General features: G+C 61.1%; 20 protein-coding genes. 2 read left to right on the top strand and 18 right to left on the bottom strand.

Features of this window, described 5'->3' with window-relative positions; genetic code table 11:
• Positions 1–79 precede the first annotated feature (79 nt).
• On the bottom strand, positions 80–466 hold the full coding sequence (locus KMAL_RS08865; RefSeq protein WP_146044187.1) for a hypothetical protein: 387 nt from the start codon (positions 464–466) through the stop codon (positions 80–82).
• A 69-nt stretch (positions 467–535) separates the two neighbouring features.
• On the opposite strand from KMAL_RS08865, the gene KMAL_RS16930 reads away from it, so the two are divergent.
• Entirely contained in the window at positions 536–1045 is a 510-nt protein-coding gene (locus KMAL_RS16930; RefSeq protein WP_146044186.1) for a hypothetical protein, read from the top strand.
• Here the strand turns inward: KMAL_RS16930 and KMAL_RS08860 are convergent.
• The 10 genes from KMAL_RS08860 to KMAL_RS08815 all read right to left on the bottom strand — a co-directional run bounded on the left by KMAL_RS08860 (position 972) and on the right by KMAL_RS08815 (position 12251).
• Complete coding sequence (locus KMAL_RS08860) at positions 972–1499, bottom strand: VOC family protein (RefSeq protein ID WP_110095349.1); 528 nt, start codon at positions 1497–1499, stop codon at positions 972–974. The genes KMAL_RS16930 and KMAL_RS08860 overlap by 74 nt on opposite strands.
• Positions 1500–1532: 33 nt before the next feature.
• On the bottom strand, positions 1533–2207 hold the full coding sequence (locus KMAL_RS08855) for a GntR family transcriptional regulator (protein ID WP_110095348.1): 675 nt from the start codon (positions 2205–2207) through the stop codon (positions 1533–1535).
• 37 nt (positions 2208–2244) lie between these two features.
• A complete protein-coding gene (locus KMAL_RS08850; protein WP_110095347.1) occupies positions 2245–3588 on the bottom strand; it encodes an MFS transporter in 1344 nt (447 codons plus the stop codon).
• A 45-nt stretch (positions 3589–3633) separates the two neighbouring features.
• Positions 3634–4398: an SDR family NAD(P)-dependent oxidoreductase gene (locus KMAL_RS08845; protein ID WP_110095346.1), complete on the bottom strand. Its 765-nt coding sequence runs from the start codon at positions 4396–4398 to the stop codon at positions 3634–3636.
• A gap of 25 nt (positions 4399–4423) precedes the next feature.
• Entirely contained in the window at positions 4424–5398 is a 975-nt protein-coding gene (locus tag KMAL_RS08840; protein ID WP_110095345.1) for a cyclase family protein, read from the bottom strand.
• A 52-nt stretch (positions 5399–5450) separates the two neighbouring features.
• Positions 5451–6695: a dihydrolipoamide acetyltransferase family protein gene (locus KMAL_RS08835; RefSeq protein ID WP_110095344.1), complete on the bottom strand. Its 1245-nt coding sequence runs from the start codon at positions 6693–6695 to the stop codon at positions 5451–5453.
• Between the two features lie 24 nt (positions 6696–6719).
• Positions 6720–7460, bottom strand: coding sequence for an SDR family NAD(P)-dependent oxidoreductase (locus KMAL_RS08830; RefSeq protein WP_110095343.1), 741 nt, complete (start codon positions 7458–7460; stop codon positions 6720–6722).
• 56 nt (positions 7461–7516) lie between these two features.
• Positions 7517–9682, bottom strand: coding sequence for an alpha-ketoacid dehydrogenase subunit alpha/beta (locus tag KMAL_RS08825; protein ID WP_110095342.1), 2166 nt, complete (start codon positions 9680–9682; stop codon positions 7517–7519).
• A 335-nt stretch (positions 9683–10017) separates the two neighbouring features.
• A complete protein-coding gene (locus KMAL_RS08820) occupies positions 10018–11529 on the bottom strand; it encodes an MDR family MFS transporter (protein WP_408887908.1) in 1512 nt (503 codons plus the stop codon).
• 98 nt (positions 11530–11627) lie between these two features.
• Entirely contained in the window at positions 11628–12251 is a 624-nt protein-coding gene (locus KMAL_RS08815) for an O-methyltransferase (protein WP_110095356.1), read from the bottom strand.
• Between the two features lie 303 nt (positions 12252–12554).
• Here KMAL_RS08815 and KMAL_RS08810 point away from each other — a divergent pair, with 303 nt between their 5' ends.
• The gene (locus KMAL_RS08810; RefSeq protein WP_110095340.1) at positions 12555–13190 is read left to right on the top strand and encodes a MarC family protein; all 636 of its coding nucleotides are present in this window, start codon (positions 12555–12557) and stop codon (positions 13188–13190) included.
• Between the two features lie 113 nt (positions 13191–13303).
• Here KMAL_RS08810 and KMAL_RS08805 read toward each other — a convergent pair whose 3' ends face one another.
• The 7 genes from KMAL_RS08805 to KMAL_RS08775 all read right to left on the bottom strand — a co-directional run bounded on the left by KMAL_RS08805 (position 13304) and on the right by KMAL_RS08775 (position 18760).
• The gene (locus KMAL_RS08805) at positions 13304–14365 is read right to left on the bottom strand and encodes a DUF5700 domain-containing putative Zn-dependent protease (protein WP_146044185.1); all 1062 of its coding nucleotides are present in this window, start codon (positions 14363–14365) and stop codon (positions 13304–13306) included.
• 267 nt (positions 14366–14632) lie between these two features.
• A complete protein-coding gene (locus KMAL_RS08800; protein ID WP_110095338.1) occupies positions 14633–15133 on the bottom strand; it encodes a Fur family transcriptional regulator in 501 nt (166 codons plus the stop codon).
• Between the two features lie 45 nt (positions 15134–15178).
• Positions 15179–16042: an energy transducer TonB family protein gene (locus tag KMAL_RS08795; protein ID WP_110095337.1), complete on the bottom strand. Its 864-nt coding sequence runs from the start codon at positions 16040–16042 to the stop codon at positions 15179–15181.
• The gene (exbD, locus tag KMAL_RS08790; RefSeq protein WP_110095336.1) at positions 16039–16548 is read right to left on the bottom strand and encodes a TonB system transport protein ExbD; all 510 of its coding nucleotides are present in this window, start codon (positions 16546–16548) and stop codon (positions 16039–16041) included. Before exbD ends, KMAL_RS08795 begins: the two co-directional genes overlap by 4 nt.
• 6 nt (positions 16549–16554) lie before the next feature.
• On the bottom strand, positions 16555–17298 hold the full coding sequence (gene exbB / locus KMAL_RS08785) for a tonB-system energizer ExbB (RefSeq protein ID WP_110095335.1): 744 nt from the start codon (positions 17296–17298) through the stop codon (positions 16555–16557).
• Entirely contained in the window at positions 17295–17525 is a 231-nt protein-coding gene (locus KMAL_RS08780) for a hypothetical protein (protein ID WP_110095334.1), read from the bottom strand. Before KMAL_RS08780 ends, exbB begins: the two co-directional genes overlap by 4 nt.
• Complete coding sequence (locus tag KMAL_RS08775) at positions 17522–18760, bottom strand: PepSY-associated TM helix domain-containing protein (RefSeq protein ID WP_110095333.1); 1239 nt, start codon at positions 18758–18760, stop codon at positions 17522–17524. Before KMAL_RS08775 ends, KMAL_RS08780 begins: the two co-directional genes overlap by 4 nt.
• Positions 18761–19044: the final 284 nt, after the last annotated feature.

Below are 19044 nucleotides of genomic sequence, written 5' to 3'. Positions count from 1 at the left end.
GGGAAAGCCGCTCTTCAACATCAAAAAAACCAGGCTGCTTCATATCGCCATTCCCTCAATCAACGCAGAAGAAATAGAATCATACAGAAGACCTCAAAACCAGGGGGTTTTTAGAACCCTCCAGATGGGTCGTGCCGAATGGTGGACCAAATGCCGGTGGACCATACGGCGCCTGCAGGAAGCCCGGGATGGTCTGGTACAACGGCGTGGTCGGCTGGGTTTCACCGTAGGGCGTGGGGTTGGAAACTTCCGGCGGCCCTTTGGCCTTGGTCTTTTCGCCCAGTATTTTCCTGATCCAGCGCGGAAGTTTGACATCCTGCGAATTCTGCGTCGCGGGTTGGGCCTGCTTTTCCTGAGTATCCTGCACGGACTGTACCGTTGCATTCGGATCCTCCGCCGCCACGGCCACGGACTGGTACATAAAGACACAGACCAGACAGGCGGCAATCCGGAACGGCAGTTTCATGACTTTCCGGTTACATGAACGCCATATGACCGAAAGCAGGCAATTCAAAACGGACGGGAAAAATGATTCATGAAGGACGCGCATGCCCTGAACCTCATCCTGACGAAGATCATGAACCTGAATCAAGCCAGACCTGATGATATCAAATATTGCCCGTTCATTTTTTCGGAGATCCATGAACCATCGGCATCAATCCGGAACGGTCCCGCACCTGTTCGCGGACCTGATGCGTACGGCCATGTTCAAGGCATGTATCAGTCTGGCTTTTACCGGGTTCGTGAATTATTTTTATTGATTGTTAGCCACGAATATAACAAATATTCCTACACAACACTTTTTGTGATCACATCTTGCCAGAATCAGCGCGCCATCAATGCAACCGACCTGAAACATCTTCAAAGCGTGTACCGATATGAATGTCTGATTGTGTCCTGCAGGAATTTCGTTGCCCGTCATAACGGGGCCAGCCCCGCACGGGTTGCTTCTCCATGGGGGAATATTACCGTCACAAAACCGCGGACGGCTGCCACAACAGGGTCGTGGCCGTTTTTTCATACAGCTTCCCTTGAGGAAAGCTGACCAGTTCCAGCTGCATCCCCCACGGGGCCAGAAAGTATATCCATGTCTGGCCCGCACTCGGCCCGGTATCGCGGTAGGTTGGCTCCCCCAGCAGCCGTATGCCATGCCCCTTCAGATATGCAAGCGCCGCCCCGAAATCATCGACATAGAACGCCAGATGATGCCCCCCGACATCACTGTTGCGCGGGGGAGATAGGCGTTGACCCGAGGCCTCGTACTGGAAGATTTCAAAGTTCGGACCATTCCTGCACCGGAAAAACCTCAACTCCCGCATGATGGCATCGGCAGGAACATTCAGGTGCGTTGCCATCCAGTCGTCAGAAGACCGGAACGGACCGAGGGAATAGACATGTTCGCACCCGATGACATTGACGAAAAAACTGGTGGCCTCTTCAATATCCGGCACGGTAAAACCGACATGTTCCACACCGCGCAACCCCGGCAATCCGACCATGACCGCATCCCTTCCGTCCAAGGTGCCCTGGCGTTACATCTGACCAGCCACGGCAGCTTCGTTCTTTTCGAATTCAAGGCGTGTCCTGCGGATATGCACCTGCAAAAGGCGTTCCGCATTGTAACTGTCACGCCGGCGGATTGCATCCATCAACAGCCTGTGTTCGGAATCAACGATCGTCCGCAGGCTGAACCCGACCTCATTCATGTAGGCCCGGCGATACTGCTGTGTCGTGTTCCAGTAGCGCACGATCATGGCGTTGAGTTCAGGCAATGACGAATATTCGTAACTGCGCAGATGGAATTCCCGATCCAGCGGAATGAACGCTTCGACGGTCGTAACCTGTTCCATGCGTTCCACCAGCGCCTCAAGCCCATCCATCGCCGCCGCCGGCATGCGCTGCGTGCTTTCGCTCAGCGCAAGGGGCTCTATGCGTTCGCGGATCTTGTAGATCTCCAGGCATTGCGCCTGGTTCATATGGGCCACCCATGCGCCCCGGTTCGCCTGAAGCGTCAGCAGGCCTTCGCTCTGCAGGGCCTTGAGCGCTTCCCTGACGGGGATGCGGCTGGCGCCAAAATGGGCGGAGTAATCTTCCTGACGAATGCGTGTTCCCGGTGCAAGGACGCCCGCCAGGATATCATGCCGCAGCGCATCGGCAATCCGGCGGGCCGTGGGGGCAAGTGGCTGGGAGGCTGCATTGTCGGTCATACGTTACCCTGCATGGAAAATCACGTTTCCACCCCCATCAGGATTTCACCGGCCCGTCCTCCGCCAGTCCCGAAAGGGGCACGGCCATCCCGCATGCTGGCGGTTCGTCAACGGGTGTAAAGGATTCCACAAGTATGGCAATAGCGACAAATCCCGCCACCAGCATGACCGATGCGCAGAGGAACGCCGCACCAAACGATCCGGTCAGGCTGACCAGATATCCTGTCAGGACGGTTGCGATGATCCCCGCGCCGTTATTGACGAAATTCGCAATCCCGGTCACCGTGCCCCCGACCCCGCGCGGCGCGACCAGTGAAGGCAGGCTCCAGATGATCGGGGCGGCACTGGACAGGCCACCGAGGGAGATGGATATCCAGAACACCGCCCATCCGGGACGATGCGTAAAAATGGCGCCGATCATCGCCATGCCGAGCATGAAACCCAGCATGAGCATGGCCTTGCGTGTCCATGTGTCGTCATATCCACGGCGGCAGAGCGCATCAATCAGCCAGCCCCCGACAAACAGTTCCCCAAGGGTCGCGACACCCCACGGTATCATGATGTAGATGGCGGACTGCATCATGCTGACATGCAGTTCGCGGACAAGGTAGTTCGGCATCCATGTCAGGAACAGCGTAAAGAAATACCCGTATGCCGCAAAGCCCAGGATGATGCCCCAGATCTTGCGCTGCTGCAGCAGGTGGGGAATGGTGGCCCAGCCACTTCCGGCCGTCGCCATCCCTTCGGCACAGGCCCCGCCCGCCAGTATGTAACGATGTTCCGCCGCCGTCAGGCGCGGATGCCGTGACGGATCGCGATAGCCAAGGAAAAAGGCAACCGCGTAACACAGGCTGAAACATGCGGTCATGACGAATGACCAGCGCCAGCCCAGATGGACCGCGACAAGTGCGACAAGCGGGACGCCCACCACATTGGCAAACCGCGCGGAAGCGTCAAACACGGCCGTCGCCGTTCCGCGTTCACTGCGCGGGAACCAGTATCCGGTAGCTTTTGTACCGGCCGGATAAGCCGGCGCCTCCGCCAGTCCCAGCAGCATGCGCGCGCCAAAGAACCCCGCGAACCCCTGTGCCAGCGCCATCAACCCCGATGATACCGTCCACAGCACCGTGCTGAGGCGCATTGTCGCGCGCGCACCAAAGCGATCGGCCAGCAGCCCGCTGGGGATCTGGGCGAAGGCATAGACCCAGAAAAACCCGCTGAAAAGCCAGCCAAGCTGAATGTTTGTCAGGCCATATTCCCCCTGGATCTGCGGCGATGCCACCGAAAGGGCGATACGGTCGATATAATTGACGAAAACCCCAAGGGCGAGCAGACAGCCAATACGCCATCTGAACCCCGGAACCGGACGGGACTGGTCCATGACGACCTTCTTTCATTACGCGAAACCCTGCGGCAGGCGCGGGATTCACAGATATCCATTCGCCGTCCAGCCACCGTCCACCGACAGGACATGACCCGTGACATGGGCGCTGCGCGGTTCGCACAGATACAGCACCGCATCCGCGATCTCGCTCGCCTTGCCAAGGCGGTGCTGCGGGGTGCGCCGTTCCAGCGCGGCCATGTCCAGTCGCCCCGACGCCGCAAGTTCACGTGTCAGGGCACTGTCCACATATCCGGGCGCAACACAGTTGACGCGGATGCCAAGATCCGCCCATTCCAGCGCAAGGCATTTCGTCATCATCGCAATCGCGGCCTTGGTCGTGCAGTAGGACAGGCGCTGCGGTGCCGCGACAAGGGAATAGATCGAGCCGATATTGACGATGGTGCCCCTGCCCGCCCTGCCCATGCGGCGTGCGGCCTCCCGACTGCAGAAAAACGGGCCGTTGAGGTTGATGCCCACCACACGCAGCCAGCTTTCATCCGTCAGGTCGAGTGTCGGGCCATTCCCGCTGATCCCCGCATTGTTGACGAGGATGTCAGGGGTTTTTCCTTCCTCGTCAAACTGGTGGAACAGGCTGCGCACGGCATCCGGGTCGGCCACGGATGCGACATAGGGACTGGCCTGTCCCCCGGCTTCGCCAATGGCGGCGCATGTCGCCTGCGCCGCCTGCTGCGCCACGTCATTGACCAGGACGACAGCCCCTGCTTTGGCAAGGGCGATGGCGGTTTCACGGCCGATGCCCGATCCCGCGCCAGTGACCAGCGCCGTGCTACCGGAAAGTGATTCCATGGATTTTCTCCGCTGAACGGTATTCTTATTTTATGACAACCGGATTCACAGGCGCGCCGGAACCGCCGACAACCTTCAGCGGGGCAGCAGTATACAGGAAGGACCATTGCCCATCGGCGGCACAGTCCTCCGCCAGCGCATCAAGGGCGATGATCTCGGTAAAGGTGATGCCGAGATTACGCATCAGCGCACAATGCAGCGGCAGGACAACCCCGCTTTCGGGATCGACGGTCACCTCGTTGGCGATCGTGTCGGTCACAAGGTTGGGAATTTCCTTCTTGTGGAACCAGTGGACCAGTTCAGGGCTGTAGGTCAGGCCGGGTTCCAGAAAGTCCTTGTAGAATTCTTCCTTGGGCGTGCGATAGAATTTCCCGATCCAGCCCGTGCGGATCACCAGCACGTCATGGGGCATGATCTCGACGCCCTGCTGCGCGGCGGCGGCCTCAAGATCCTCATGCGTGAAGGTCTCGCCCCGGTCCAGGCAGTCCTTGCCCCGGAAGCGCGCCATGTCGATCAGCACACCGCGCCCGACCACGCCACGTTCCGCGATGGGCAGCACGCTGGCCTTGCTCATTGCCCCCACCGTCGTCGTCGCGGGATAGCCGTTGTAGAGTGTATTGTCGTACCAGACATGGCCCAGCGCATCGTACTGGCTGGATCCCTGCAGGTACATCACCACCATGTCATCGGCCCATTCGCCCCCACCGGACAGGGGTTCCGCCTTGCCACACATGAAATGGGCACGATCCATGACATTGACCCGGTGCGCCGTTGCGCGTCCGGGCCAGATCGGGTCCCCTTCCGGCGCTGCGATACGGATACCCAGCGTAAATACCTTTCCCTGCTTTACGGAGGCAACACCGCGCAGGACTTCCTGCGCGGTCAGGAAATTAAGGGAACCGACCTCGTCATCCTTTCCCCACCGCCCCCAGTTCTTGGGCAACTGCTCCAGCAGGCGGCCAAGGTCGGGCATGTAGCACCGTAATTTGCTGTCAGCCATTATCCTGTCTCCCGCGCCCTTCTTCCGGGGCGTCATCTGAAGAAAATGTTTGTCAGGTCAGCAATCTTATGGGTTGTTCAACGATATTCCTGAATGTGCCCAGCCATTGCGCGGCCAGTGCACCATCGACAACGCGGTGATCGACACAAAGGGTGCAGGTCATGAGTGACGCAATCGCAAACTGCTCCTCCCTGACCACCGGCCTGCGACTGATGGCCCCGATCCCAAGTATCGCGGCATGGGGCGGGTTGATGATGGGGGTGACCGTATCAACACCGAACATCCCGACATTGGAAATCGTGAAGCAGCCACCCTGCATTTCATCCGCGCGCAGTTTTCCCGCACGTGCACGTTCAATCAGGGCACGGACCTCCCTGCTGGTGGTGGCAAGCGACTTGCGCCCCGCATCACGCAGGACAGGCACCAGCAGCCCGTCGGGAACCGAGACCGCGACAGCGATATCAACCTGCTGCGGGAATACCAGCGCATCCGCGGAATACATGACATTCATCGACGGCACCGCGACAAATGCCGCACTGGCGGCACGGATCAGCATGTCATTGACCGACAGGTGAAACGTATCCGGGGACGGCGGCGCTGGCGCAACATGATTGAGCTCATCACGCAGCGTCAGCAGAGCATCGACCTGCACATCAACCGAGACATAGAAATGCGGGATCGTCTGCTTGGCTTTCGTCAGGCGCTCCGCAATGACGCGCCGCATGCCCGACATGGCGACACGGTCACCTTCGTCCTTCGGTTTTTCCGTTTCCTGAGCAACCGTTTTACTACCGGACAGCAGGCGATCGATGTCGCGACGCAGGATCCTGCCCTGTGGCCCGCTGCCATCGACCTGCTTCAGGTCCACTTCATGCAGGCGCGCAAGGCGACGTGCGACAGGGGATGCGAAAATACGTGCCCGTGTTTCCCTGCCTGACACAACAGGGGCGTGGGCCTTCTCCTCCCTGACCGGCAAAGGAACCTCCGCCACAGTTTCCTGCGCCGGGTTCGGTACGGTTCGGACATCCATGCCGGATATGTCGGGAACCTTCTCATCCGACCTGACAACGATACCGACCACCTGATCCGCGCAGATGCCCTGTGTACCGTCCGGGACAAGGATACGCCCCAGGATGCCGTCCGCTGGCGCTTCTATTTCTATCGTGGCCTTGTCCGCCTCCATCTCCGCAAGGATGTCCCCGGCAGAAATCGCATCCCCTTCGGCCCGGAGCCAGCGGGCCAGTGTAACCGTCCCTGAGGATGCGGACAGGTCCGGCATGAAAATATTGACAGCCATGAAGGTCTACCTCGCTGACAGGCGTCACCCGGCCATATAGAGGCCGCCATTGACATGAATGACTTCCCCGTTGACAAAACTCGCATCATTCCCGCACAGGAACGCCACGACGGACGCCACTTCGCCGGGTTGGCCGAAACGGCGGGCCGGTGTCTGGGCCTTGAGCATCTCGCCTTTCTGGCCGCGAAGGTCACGTGTCATCGCGGTCTCGATGATCCCGGGTGACACCGCATTGGCGCGCGTGCGCCCGGCAAGTTCCATGGCAAGCGAACGCGTCAGGCTGAGAACCGCGCCCTTGGAGGCGGAATAATGGGCATGGTTCTGGCTGCCACGATGGGCGGCGACGGATGTCAGGGTCACGATCGCGCTGTCATCGCGCAAAGCGGGCATGGCCGCCTTGCACAGGTAAAAGACGCTATCCAGGTTTATGGCAATGACCCTGCGCCAGTCGGCGGCATCCATCCGCACGACCGGACATTCCGGGTAAATGCCTGCACCCGGCACCACGAAATCAATGCCACCAAAATGATGGACCGCACGATCGACAATGTCCTGCGCATCATCTTCGCGGCCCGCGTCATAACGTGCCGCGATGACACGCTCCGCCTTCGGGTCCATCTGGCGCGCCATCTCCGTGACGGCGCCCTCATCAAGGTCCGCCAGAAGCAGGCTGGCCCCACGCGCGAAAAAAAGCGCGGCGATTTCGCGGCCAATGCCCCCTGCCGCCCCGGTCAGGAGCAGGGCACGACCTGTAAATTCCTGCATTGCAGTCTCCATAGATAAACGGGACCGGTGCCAGAAGACCTCTCCGGGAATGGCCGCTAGGCCAGTTCAAGAAGTTCCCCGAGGGCAGCACTGATTTCCTCCCGTCCGGCACATGCCGCGCGTTCCAGAACTTTCGAAATGCTTGGTGAGGCTTCGCCACCCGTCACCCGCATGATCGGGCCATCCAGCCAGTCGAACAGGCGTCGCTGGATCTCGTCCGCCAGCCAGCCGCCATAGGACGTTCCACGCGCGCCCTGTTCCACCAGAAGCACACGGTTTGTCCTGCGGATGCTTTCTCCTATCATGTCCCAGTCAAGGCTGGCGCGATCAAGCCAGCGCAGATCAATGACGTCCACATCCGCATCAAGTTCATCAACAATATCGAGAACGGGCTGCACCATCGCCAGATAGGTAATGACCGTCACTTTACTGCCTGACCTGCGCAATGCCGCCGATCCGGGCGGGATAATGCCATCCAGATCGATGGGGGCCGGCAGCATCTGCTGGTACAGGTCCACATGTTCGATCACCAGCACCGGATCATTGATGGCAAGGGCGGCATTCATCAACCCGACATAATCGGCAGGACATGACGGCGCCACGATGCGCCATCCGGGTGCCGTTGCGAAAATACCTGCCGGGTCCATGGAATGTTGCGATCCGTATCCCGTTCCCATCGCGACCTTTGTGCGCAGGACAAGGGGAACATCAATCGCGCCGCCAAACATGTGCCGCGCCTTGCCCACCTGATTGAACACCTGGTCCGCCGCCACCCACATGAAATCGGGATACATGAACTCCACCACCGGCCTGAAACGCCCATCCATGGCAAGGCCGCCGGCAAGGCCCATGAACGCGTTCTCGCTGATTGGCGTCCCGAACACGCGGCCCGGAAAATTGGCGGCCAGATCACGCGTGGCGCCATTTGTCCCGCCCTTGAGGCGATGGACATCTTCGCCCAGCACGACAATGCGGGGGTCCTGTTCCATCCGTCGGTTCATGACATCGGCGACAACATCGACAAATTTTCGTTTTGTGCTTTCTCCCGCCGTTCCCTGCGAAAGGCGCGGCAGGGCACTGATCTCGTCAAGGTCGCTGCGGATCCCCACATCCCGGAAGGAGGCTGCTGGCCACAGATCCGAACGGACGGCGCGGCGGTTGCCCTCCATGACCGTCAGTTCGGCGGAGATTTCCTCCATGACCGCACGGCAGCGTTCGCGCAGGTCGGAGATATCCTTTGCCGTCAGCAGGTCGCGCCGGATCATTTCCCGACCGACCTGCTCTATCGGGTCACGCTCGCGCCACGCGGCCTCCTCCCCCTTGTCACGATAGCCAAAGGCGCTGCCGGGAAGTTTCCCGTTCTGGTGGAAATAACGATAGACCGTGGCTTCGATAACCGCCGGCCCCTGTCCCGCGCGACAGACCGACAGCGCCTGCTGCATCGCCATGTACGTGGCGACAGGGTCCATGCCATCGACCCGCCATGACGGAATGCCAAAGGCCAGTCCCCGCGATGACAGGCGCGGTTCGGCCGTGGCCTCGTCAACATGGGTGGAGACGGCATAGAGATTGTTTTCGATAAAAAACACCAGCGGAAGTTTCCATGCCGCCGCAAGGTTCATGGTTTCAAGGACGGAACCGATATTGACCGCCCCATCCCCGAAATAGGTCACCGAAACATTGTCGGTCCCCGCCATGCGGTCCGCCCATGCGGCCCCGGCCGCAAGTGGCACGCCGCCGCCAACGATGGCGTTGGTTCCCGTTACCCCGGCCTCGGCCCATCGCAGGTGCATCGACCCGCCACGCCCGAGACAGAAACCGTTCCGAAGCCCCATGATTTCGGCAAGCGCGCCCTGCAGGGTTTCGCGGATGGCCCCGTCAAAGGGCGCATCGCGCGCAAGGGGTTGCTGTTGCGCGACATAACCAAGCGCCTTGGCGAGGAACTGATGATGTCCCCGATGGGATCCATTGACCTGATCGCCGGGCAACAGGGGAAGGATGCTTCCCACCGCGCCGCCTTCCTGCCCGATGGAGGAATGGGCCGGACCATGGACCAGGCCATTTCCCGCGAGATCGAGGACACTTTCTTCAAACGCCCGTATCAGGCTGAGCCGGACCAGCATTGTATCCAGAATGGCAGGATCCATCGCATCCCAGTCATCCTGTGTCGAGCAGAGTTGCACCCATGATGCCTGGGGATCCAGAGGAATGGTACGCATCATGCCTGTTCCTTCATGACATCCCGACCGCATCGGCGGCCGGGGCTATCCGCAAGGCGTATCAGCTAATTGGATACATTTGTATGGATATGTCCGCATGAGATGTAAAAAATAGGTGATATTTTCATCATATGGATACATTTATATACAGGACCGATCCCCAAAAGGCAGCCAGACCTGTCTTCCCACGGGAAATGCCATCCACAGGCACCCCGCCCCACGCAACGGGCAGGCGGGATGTCGCGACATGGTCCGCTGCGTCAGTCAACCATCCGGGCAATATGGGCGCACGCGGACGTCCCCGCAGCCTCACGGATGCGGCCGGTTTGGGGCCCCCGTCATTTCGCGGATCGCGCCTTGCGCACCATCAACCCGACAATCATCATGAACGCCAGAAACATGAAGCTGCTGCTGACGCTCAGGCTGGCGCTGATCGCACCCTTGTAGGCCTGCGTCACCTGTGCGTGCATGGCGGGGGACAGCGTCTGGATGGCCGCCATACCTTTTTGCAGAAACCCTGATACATCAATCTTTTGCGGCAGGGCCTGAAGCCGGTTCTGCAACGTCAGCGCCATTACGCCACCCGACAGCGCCACGCCAAGCGCGCCCCCAAGCGAGCGGATGAAGGACATCATGGCCGTGGCAATGCCCAGCGCGCCAGACGGCACGGCATTCTGGATCATGACGGTCGCATTGGGCATGCCGATCCCCATGCCAAGGCCCAGACACCCGAGGCTGAGCAGAAAGAAAAGGGCCGGCGCGCCATGATGGGCGCACACCGCGATCAGCGTCAGCGACGAAAATTCGATCCCCACGCCAATGGCCAGCAGCAGCGCATAACGCTGCGTGCGGGAGGAGACATAGCCCCCCAGCACCGAACTGACCATCATCGTGCCGACCTGTGGCAGCATCATCAGACCGGACGCCGCCGGTGTTTCACCCAGCACGAGTTGGTAATAAAGGGGCAGGAAAATCATCGACCCCATCATCGCGAACGACATTATCCCGGTTGCGGCGACGCAGACGGAAAACTCCACGATGCGCAGCAGGCCAAGGTTGATGAGGGGTTCTGGCGCACGGCGTTCCTGCCCGATGAACAGCACGAACAGCACCATGGTAAAGCCCAGCAGCAGAAATGTGAGCGGCGATGTCCATGGCAGCGAGGTTCCCAGCGCATTGAACAGCAGGAGGAAACCCGCCGTTGCGACGCTCAGCAACGCAGCGCCGGGATAGTCGATGCGGGGTCTTGCCTCCGCCCGGTGGGCAGGCAGGCTGAACATGACCAGCGCCAGCGCCAGCAGCCCGACCGGAAGGTTGACCAGGAAAACCCATCGCCATGAAAGCGCACTGGTCAGTACACCGCCAAGGAACGGTCCCGTCACGCTGCTGACCGCGAACGCCCCGGTGAAAAGCCCCTGGTAACGGCCGCGCTGCCGTGGCGTCACCATGTCACCGACCACCGTCTGCGACAGCGTCATCAGTCCGCCGGCCCCCACGCCCTGCAACCCGCGGAACAGGATCAGTTCCCACATGCCCTGCGCCATCCCGCACAGGAGCGAGGCACACAGGAACGAACCGATGCTGAACGCCAGCAGGGGACGCCGCCCGAACATGTCGGACAGCCGCCCATACAGGGGTGTCGCGATGGTGGAGGTCAGCATGAACGCCGTGACCACCCAGGACATGTGCGCCAGGCCGCCAAGGTCACTGACGATGGTGGGCAGCGCGGTGGAGACGATGCTCTGGTCCAGCGCGCCCATGACCATGGTCAGGATCAGGCCGATGAACACCATAAGCCGTGGTGCGTTACGAGCGGCGGAAGCTGTTCCTGCCGTGGAAGAAAACTGCACGAAGATTTCCCGTCATGACAAAACAGGCCGCACGATGCCCCATGACGGGTATCGGCGGCCCCGGATATTGGTAGTCGTAGTCAACAGGTGATGCGCCGTCACATCAATTCCGGCTCGAAACGGCTGACCTCGATCCCTGTCCCTACGGGCAGCAGGACGCTGGACATCCCGGGGCGCGCCCGGATGGCCCGGCCATATTGCTTCACATCCTCGGTCGCGGGCCGGATCATGTTATCCGCCACCACGATCGCCCCCGGATTGAGGCGGGGGTAGAACGCGTCCAGGCAGGGCACATACAAATCCTTCCACAGATCGACGAAGACGAAATCCACATTCTCCGTCAGTTCCCCGATCATGGCCACGGCATCACCGACACGAAAGTCGATCCACTCCGCAAGCCCGGCCCTACCGGCCATTTCCCGCGCATGGTCGGTCTTGTAGGCATGGCGTTCCATCGTGATCAGTTTCCCGCCCGTCGCACGCGCGGCCTCGGCCAGCCAGATCCCGGAATAACCGAAGGACGTGCCGAGTTCGAGAATGGTCGCCCGGCCAAGGCTGCGGGCAAGGATATTGAGCACCCGCCCCGTATCCGGCCCGATGGCGCGCATGCGCTGGTCCTGACCGCCATCCCGCCCGCCGGGCGCTTCCTCACGCGGACGGTGCCGTTCCTCCGCCATCCGGGCATGATAGAGAGCGAGAACCGCCCGGATCCTGTCATCCATATCGTGCATGCCATCCTCCCCGTCCTGTGGACCCTCAGGCCTGTTCGATCGCGCGGGCGGCCGCGTCCAGCACGGCTGCATATTCTTCGATATAATTCACGATATATCTTACTTCAAGATATATCGGAATGTATTCCCACTTTCCCGTCCCGGCAGGACGTGAGACTTGATGCGCCTGCTACGGCGGCACATGCCTTCCCCGCTGCCGACGCAGGGCAAAAAGGTTGGCAGGCGGGAATTATAACCATATGACGTATTTCATTTTTCCTGACATACACGCCACCTTACGAAAGATACCGACCATTGGACCACACGGAACTCGTCAAGGCGCTTGGCACTTTTCTTGCCATCATGAACCCTTTCCTCAGCCTGCCTGTCTTCCTGGCGATGACAGCAGGGTTTTCGGTGGCCCAGCAGCGCACGCTTGCCGTCAAGGTGACGGTCTATTCAGCCATCATGTGTCTGGTCATCCTGCTGGCGGGACAGAAGATCATCGGTTTCTTCGGCATTACCATTGACCAGTTCCGTGTGGCGGGTGGCATTGTGCTGGCCCAGATTTCATGGTCGATGCTCAATGGTAGCAACATCCCCTCCCATCAGGGCAGCCATCAGGAACAGTCCCAGTTGCAGAACCTGTCGGGGCTGGCCTTCTATCCCCTCACCTTTCCCATGCTGATTGGCCCCGGCACCATTGCGACCATCATCATCTATACCGGCCATGGCAGCTCCCTGACCAACAATGTGGAAATAGGCGGCATTATCGCGGGAATACTCCTTGTCCTGTTCGTCACCCTGTTCTTCGCCTCGGAAATTGGCAGGGTGATGAGCGAGACGATGCGCACCATCACGACGCGCCTGATGGGGATGATCCTGCTGGCCATTTCCGTCGGCATGGTCATGGCGGGCCTCAAGGCGGTCCTGCCCGGACTTTCCCATTGAGGACAATGGTCATGAGGCCAGCAGGCAAGGCAATATGGCGAAACGGCCACCCGTGACGATGATACGTCCGATCACGCCACCCCCGTCAGCGTGAATTGCCATGTCCTTGTGCCTCACAGCCTCCATCGTGACTGACGCGCCCATTGGCGAATGGTGTCTGTCAGGGGCAAAAGGCCGGGGTCCTGTCGGGTGGCTGCATCATATTTCAGGATGAAGCAGGCAGGGCCGTCCTGCACGGACTGGCGCACGGCGGCCTTGCCAAACACATGGTCGATGCCGGTCGCAAACAGTCCCCCGGCAATATCGGCATATTTTTCCCAGAATGGTCCCTCATTGGCCTTTTGCAGCATGTCCGGCGTTACCGTGCCATTCTTGAAAGCAAGGATGACCTGACCCAGCGTATCCATGGCGGCCTGTCCATGCGCACGGGGAAAGCCGGTCCGTTTCCAGGCGGGATCCCCCAGATAATGGGCAATGCCTTCATCCTGCACATCCAGCAGGAGCTGTTTTTCCGGCGTCATGGCCTTCATGAAGGACTGCCACCGGACATCCGTGGTGCGATACCATGAAAAATAGATATGGAACATTTCATGGTGCAGAACATCTTCTACAATATCCGCTGCATTCTTGCCGGTATTCCCGTATGATACAACCTGCCGCGCATCAATCAGCATCACGGGATCGCCTGACGTTTCATTCAGGAACGGCATGCCGTGCCGCCATGAAAAATGACGGACATACATGTCACTGAATAACGGGGCTCCATTACCCACCACGAAAATGCGCAATATGTGGCCGGAACCTTTCAGGGGCGGGACATAGGCGCCGACATCGCGGGCGATATCGTACATGGGCCAGTGGTTCATGCTGTCCAGAAGTTCCTGCACATTCTGGACCGATGGCTGCGTAACGGTGCCCGGGGGCAAGGTGCCAAATGTGGGAACTGACAGTTCCGCCAGTTTCCCACCGTCCGTAGCCGCACTTCGGGCGTTGCATCGGGCAATGTCGGTTTTGGCGGCGCGCATGCAACGCACCCATTCCGAAGCCCCCCGGGTATCGAGGATAATGGTGGGAACGGCAATGGCTGAAGACGTCCCGGAGGCCATGGCCGCCGATGCGTTGACCGCCAGTCCGGTTGTCAGGAGGAGCGGGAGGAAAACAGAACGTCGAAACATTGGAAGAAACCCCGCACAGCCAGCAGACACCATGAACGCACGTTGCTGAAGCCATCCTGTCCTTCATACCAAACTGCCCCGAGGCGGCAAGACGTGGCCATGCAGGGGGAAGTACTGTCGCGCTTTTCCCGCGCATCCGTACAGACCTCAGCTTTCTTCGTGTTTCCCATCCCCTTCCGATCGCACAGCGCTTCCTTCACGCTGCGGATCCGGAAGATGACTGATCCATTTCGCACACGACTGGCCTGAGCCGTCGGGCCCATACCGTCAACGCCCGGTCCCCGACGTCACGGTGATGGCGGCGGCCTGCACGGCCAACCCGTGTTCAGCCGCGACACGTCGCAGCAGGGCGGCCACTTCCGGCATCCGGCAGCGTATCTTCCGCCCCGTTCCTGCCTCAACGAAAGTAACGGCCAGCCTGCCCCTGCGCTCCGGCGCGATGCTGTAATGCCACAGGCGGTCGGGCGCAACGTCGCGGCACAGGATATCGCGGGCGACCAGCAGGTTCAGGTTGCGCTGGATCGAGCCCAGGCTGGGCGGATGGCCATCGGTCATGAGGCCAAGGGTTTTCCAGATCCCGATGGCCGTAGCCCCTGCTCCCGCTGCGAGGATACCATGCAGCATTACCCGACGCAGGTCGGTCATCTTCACGCCTGCCTCCCGGCAGCGCCCTTCCAGCTTCCGCACCGCATTTCGGCTGGCCTCCATGCCGGGACGGATCTGTTTCAGCACGGGCGGGGAGCGGCGGTGTTCGGCGAAGGCGGGCATGGCGATGATCCTGTCACGATCGGGGCAAGGGAATGGCCAGAAACCTCAGTTCCTGTCGGCATGGATGTAGAATTCGACCGGCACGGTCAGCGTAATGGGATCCCCGGCGACACTGTCCGGTGGAACGGGCAGAGGCTGGGCACGTTTGGGGAGCGCCATGGCTTCCCGGTCCAGCAGTGCATGGCCGGAACTGCTGGCGAGTGTGACCGAGAGCACATGGCCCTTGCGGTCCATGGAGAAGGTTACGGTGGGCACGCCTTCCTGATGGTCGCTCATGGCGTCAGATGGGTAGCGCTTGAACTTCTCCAGTTGCGCAAGCAGCGCCCCCTGCCAGGTGACCGGGTCATGTGACGCATGGGCCGATGACGAACCGGGTGCGGGTGCAGCCTGCGTGGGGGCCGGGGGCGCTTCCGAGGACGGCGGTGCGGTCGTGGCCTCGGCCGGTGGCGTCCTGTCCGGTATGGGCTTTCTGATTTGCGGGACCGGCTTGCTCTTCTTGACGATCTTGCGCGGCTTTTCGGGTTTTGGCACCGGGACTGGTGGATTGGACGCGGGCGATGGCGGGGCCATGATCTTCGGTGGCTCGACCGGGGCCGGATCGGGAATGGACTGGGTCTGCTTCGGGCCGATGGGCGCGTCGGTCGGCGGGGTCGGTGTGGAGACCGGTTCCGGGGCCATGTCGATGGCGATCGCCGCAGGTGGCGGTTCGGGCACGGCCATGGCTGGCGGCGGCAGGCGCATGACCCACCAGACCGCCCCGCCGCTGACCGCCAGCACGGCAAGGAAGGACAGGCCCCAGCGCAGCGCATCATGGCGTCGGGCCAGACGGACCTGTCGCCTCTGCCATTCGGCAAAGGACGATGGCACGGAAACATCCGCCATCCGCGCCATGTCCGTCGTGCTGCTCATGGCGTACCTCCCGCAGCAGGAGCGACCGCAGGATGACCTCCCGAAGGCGCATTACCGGTCGGTACCACGGCCGTGCCCGCTTCCTTGCCTTCCTCCTGCCCCTGCAGGTTGACCAGCGCCACCTTGAGGTAGCCTGCTGAACGCAGCTTATCCATAACCCCCATCAGCGTACCGTAATCGACCGTTTTGTCGGCACGCAGAAAAATCCGTTCGTCCCTGTTGCCCTTGGTGGCACTCTCCAGAGCGCCCGCCAGACCATCCATGGTGATGTCGTCTTCACCCAGCGCCAGACCATGATCGGCCTTTACCGTCAGGAACACCGGATCATCCGGCCGGGGCGCGGGTTTTTCGGTCGAGGACGGCAGGTCCACCGGCACGTTCACCGTGGTCAGCGGCGCTGTGACCATGAAGATCACCAGCAGCACCAGCATCACGTCGATGAAGGGGGTGACATTGATCTCGCTGGCCTCATGCGGGCTTTCATCGGTGTGGCGCATGCGGATCATGGCGGATCACTCCCCGGCCATCGTGCGGACATCCCGCGCCTGCGGACCAAGGCGTACGATGTTGCCCTGCGTCATGAGCATCTGCGTGCGGCCCAGATCGCGCGACACCAGACGCATCACCAGTGCGGTCAGGTCGGCCACCTGCGCGCGGCACGACGCCGTCTGGCGGGCGAGATGGTTGTAGATCACCACCGCCGGGATGGCGGCCACCAGACCGAGAGCGGTTGCCAGCAGGGCCTCGGCAATGCCGGGGGCGACCACGGCAAGGCTGGTCGCCTTGCTGGCGGCGATACCGGTGAACGACGTCATGATCCCCCAGACCGTGCCGAACAGGCCGATGAAGGGAGACGTGGCCCCGATGGTGGCCAGCACGCCGGTGCCACGCAGAAGCCTGCGTCCCTCGGCTGCTTCCAGCCGTTCAAGGTGCAGGACGATCCGTTCCTTCAGACCCTCGCTATCGTCGGGAATGTCGGCGGAACGCGTGCGTTCGGTCTCGGCGGCCATGACCAGCGTGTGGGCAATGGATGAGTTGCCCCGTGTCCATTCCTCCCCAAGGTCCAGCGTATTGGCGTCTTCCAGCGCTTTTTCGGCCTTGTGGAGTTTAAGCCGCACGCGCAGCAGTTCCACCGACTTGGCGATGAAGATGGTCCATGTCAGCAGCGAGGCTGCGGCCAGCAAGGTCATCACACAGCGGACCACGGGACCTGCATTGAGGAACATCTCCCACGGAGAGAACGAAATCGGGGTCATGACTGACCTCCCTTGACTGACGGATTGCGACGCCACGCCCGGATCAGGCAGGCGAGCGTCACGATGAGGGGAATGGAAAGGGCGGCCCATGAGAAAGCCAGCCAGATGCCGTGCTGCCCCAGCAGGGCGGACAGCAGGCCGAAAGCGGTGAGCAGGCCGAGGGCGATCGGCCACGGCCAGACGGCAACGGAGGAACGTAGTGCCGCGTGTTGAGAAAAGGCGTTCATCGCGCGCCCTCCGCCCAAGGAGGCACGCCGCCCGTATCGTCGAGTTCGTAACCCAGCGCGCGCAGTCGGGCATCGGTGGCGATTTTCCGCTTGCCCGCCCACAGCACCAGTCCGCTGACCAGCACGAAGATCACCACCATATCGAGCAGCGCCCACAGGATACGCAACGGCATGCCGCCATAATCCCCGAAGTGCAGCGGGCGGGAGATTTCAAGGAAGCGCAGGTACCACGGCATCGGATACGCCCCGGTCAGTTCGCCCGTACGGGCATCGACCAGCACCAGGGTGAACAGGCGCGCCCGCAGCGGTGTATTTCCACGGGTCCACAAAACGTAATGGACCGGACTGCCAAAGGACGCGCCGGGGAAGGACAGGCCGGTCACTTCATTGCCGGGCGCGGCTTTTGCTGCCGTTTCAAACGCGGCCTGCACGGATGACAGATGATCCTGCGGGACAACGGGCAGGCTGGCATAGGGACGCAGGATCTGCCGCACATCGGTCACGCGCCACAGGCCGAACAGTGGCGTCTGGAGTTCGTTGACCATCCCTGTAAACCCCACCACCATCGCCCAGACCAGTGTCACGGCCCCCAGCAGGTTGTGCAGGTCCAGCCATGCCAGGCGCGAGGCGCGATCCCGCCGGACCGCGCCGAATGGCACCCGCTTCATGAACCGGCCATACAGCACTGTACCGGATACCAGGGAGGCGACGAATACCGCCCCCATCGCCCCCATGAACAGCGCGCCGGAAAGGCCCGCAAACAGGTTCATGTGCAGCCGCGTGCAGGTCCCCATGATGAGGGCCGTCCATGTCCGCGGCTCTTTCGGGGCATCGGGGGGGCGTGACTGCTTCAGCACCTTTGCCGTGCGGGCGTCGAACTTGATCCAGTGGCCGGAATGACGGTCGGGATAATTCTCGTCCTCCTTCAGCGCCTGCCAGCTTGGCGCCATGGAGACCAGCACGGCCGGTTCGTCATCATCGGGACTGACACTGGTGACGATCTGCCCCGGATAAAGTGCCCTCGCCTTCTCCACCATCACATCAAGGCTGGCGTTCGGCGTGCCCGGCGGCAGGACTTCATAGGGCGGATCATCGTCGCCAACGAACGTGTCCCATATCTGTTCGGAAAACAGCATGGGCAGGCCGGTCGCGCATACGATCAGCAGGAACAGCGTGCAGGCCAGGCTTGTCCATTTATGGACCACAAACCAGCGGCGAAGGGTGGGGACGGTCATGTTTCCAGACAGTTCGGAAATGTGGGTAATTCTCGTTCGCAACTAAATGACGCACGTCTCGCCGGGTTCCATCTTTTCATCCCTGCCTCCATGGGGTGCTGGTCCATCGGCCTCCACCCCATGCCGGATCCCCGGACGCAGGCGGTTCGCCTCAAAAAGCCTCTTCTGTTGTCTATGACGACCGGACTGTTTCTTTTTCTAATGACGGCACGGAATTTTATGGCCGGACGACGATGGTGCCCGGACACAAAAAACGGAGCACCGGATCATGCCACCCCATGACC

The organism is Novacetimonas maltaceti (assembly GCF_002906255.1).
In the GTDB taxonomy this organism is placed as follows: Bacteria; Pseudomonadota; Alphaproteobacteria; order Acetobacterales; family Acetobacteraceae; genus Novacetimonas; species Novacetimonas maltaceti.
This window is presented reverse-complemented; position numbering and strand designations above follow the sequence as displayed.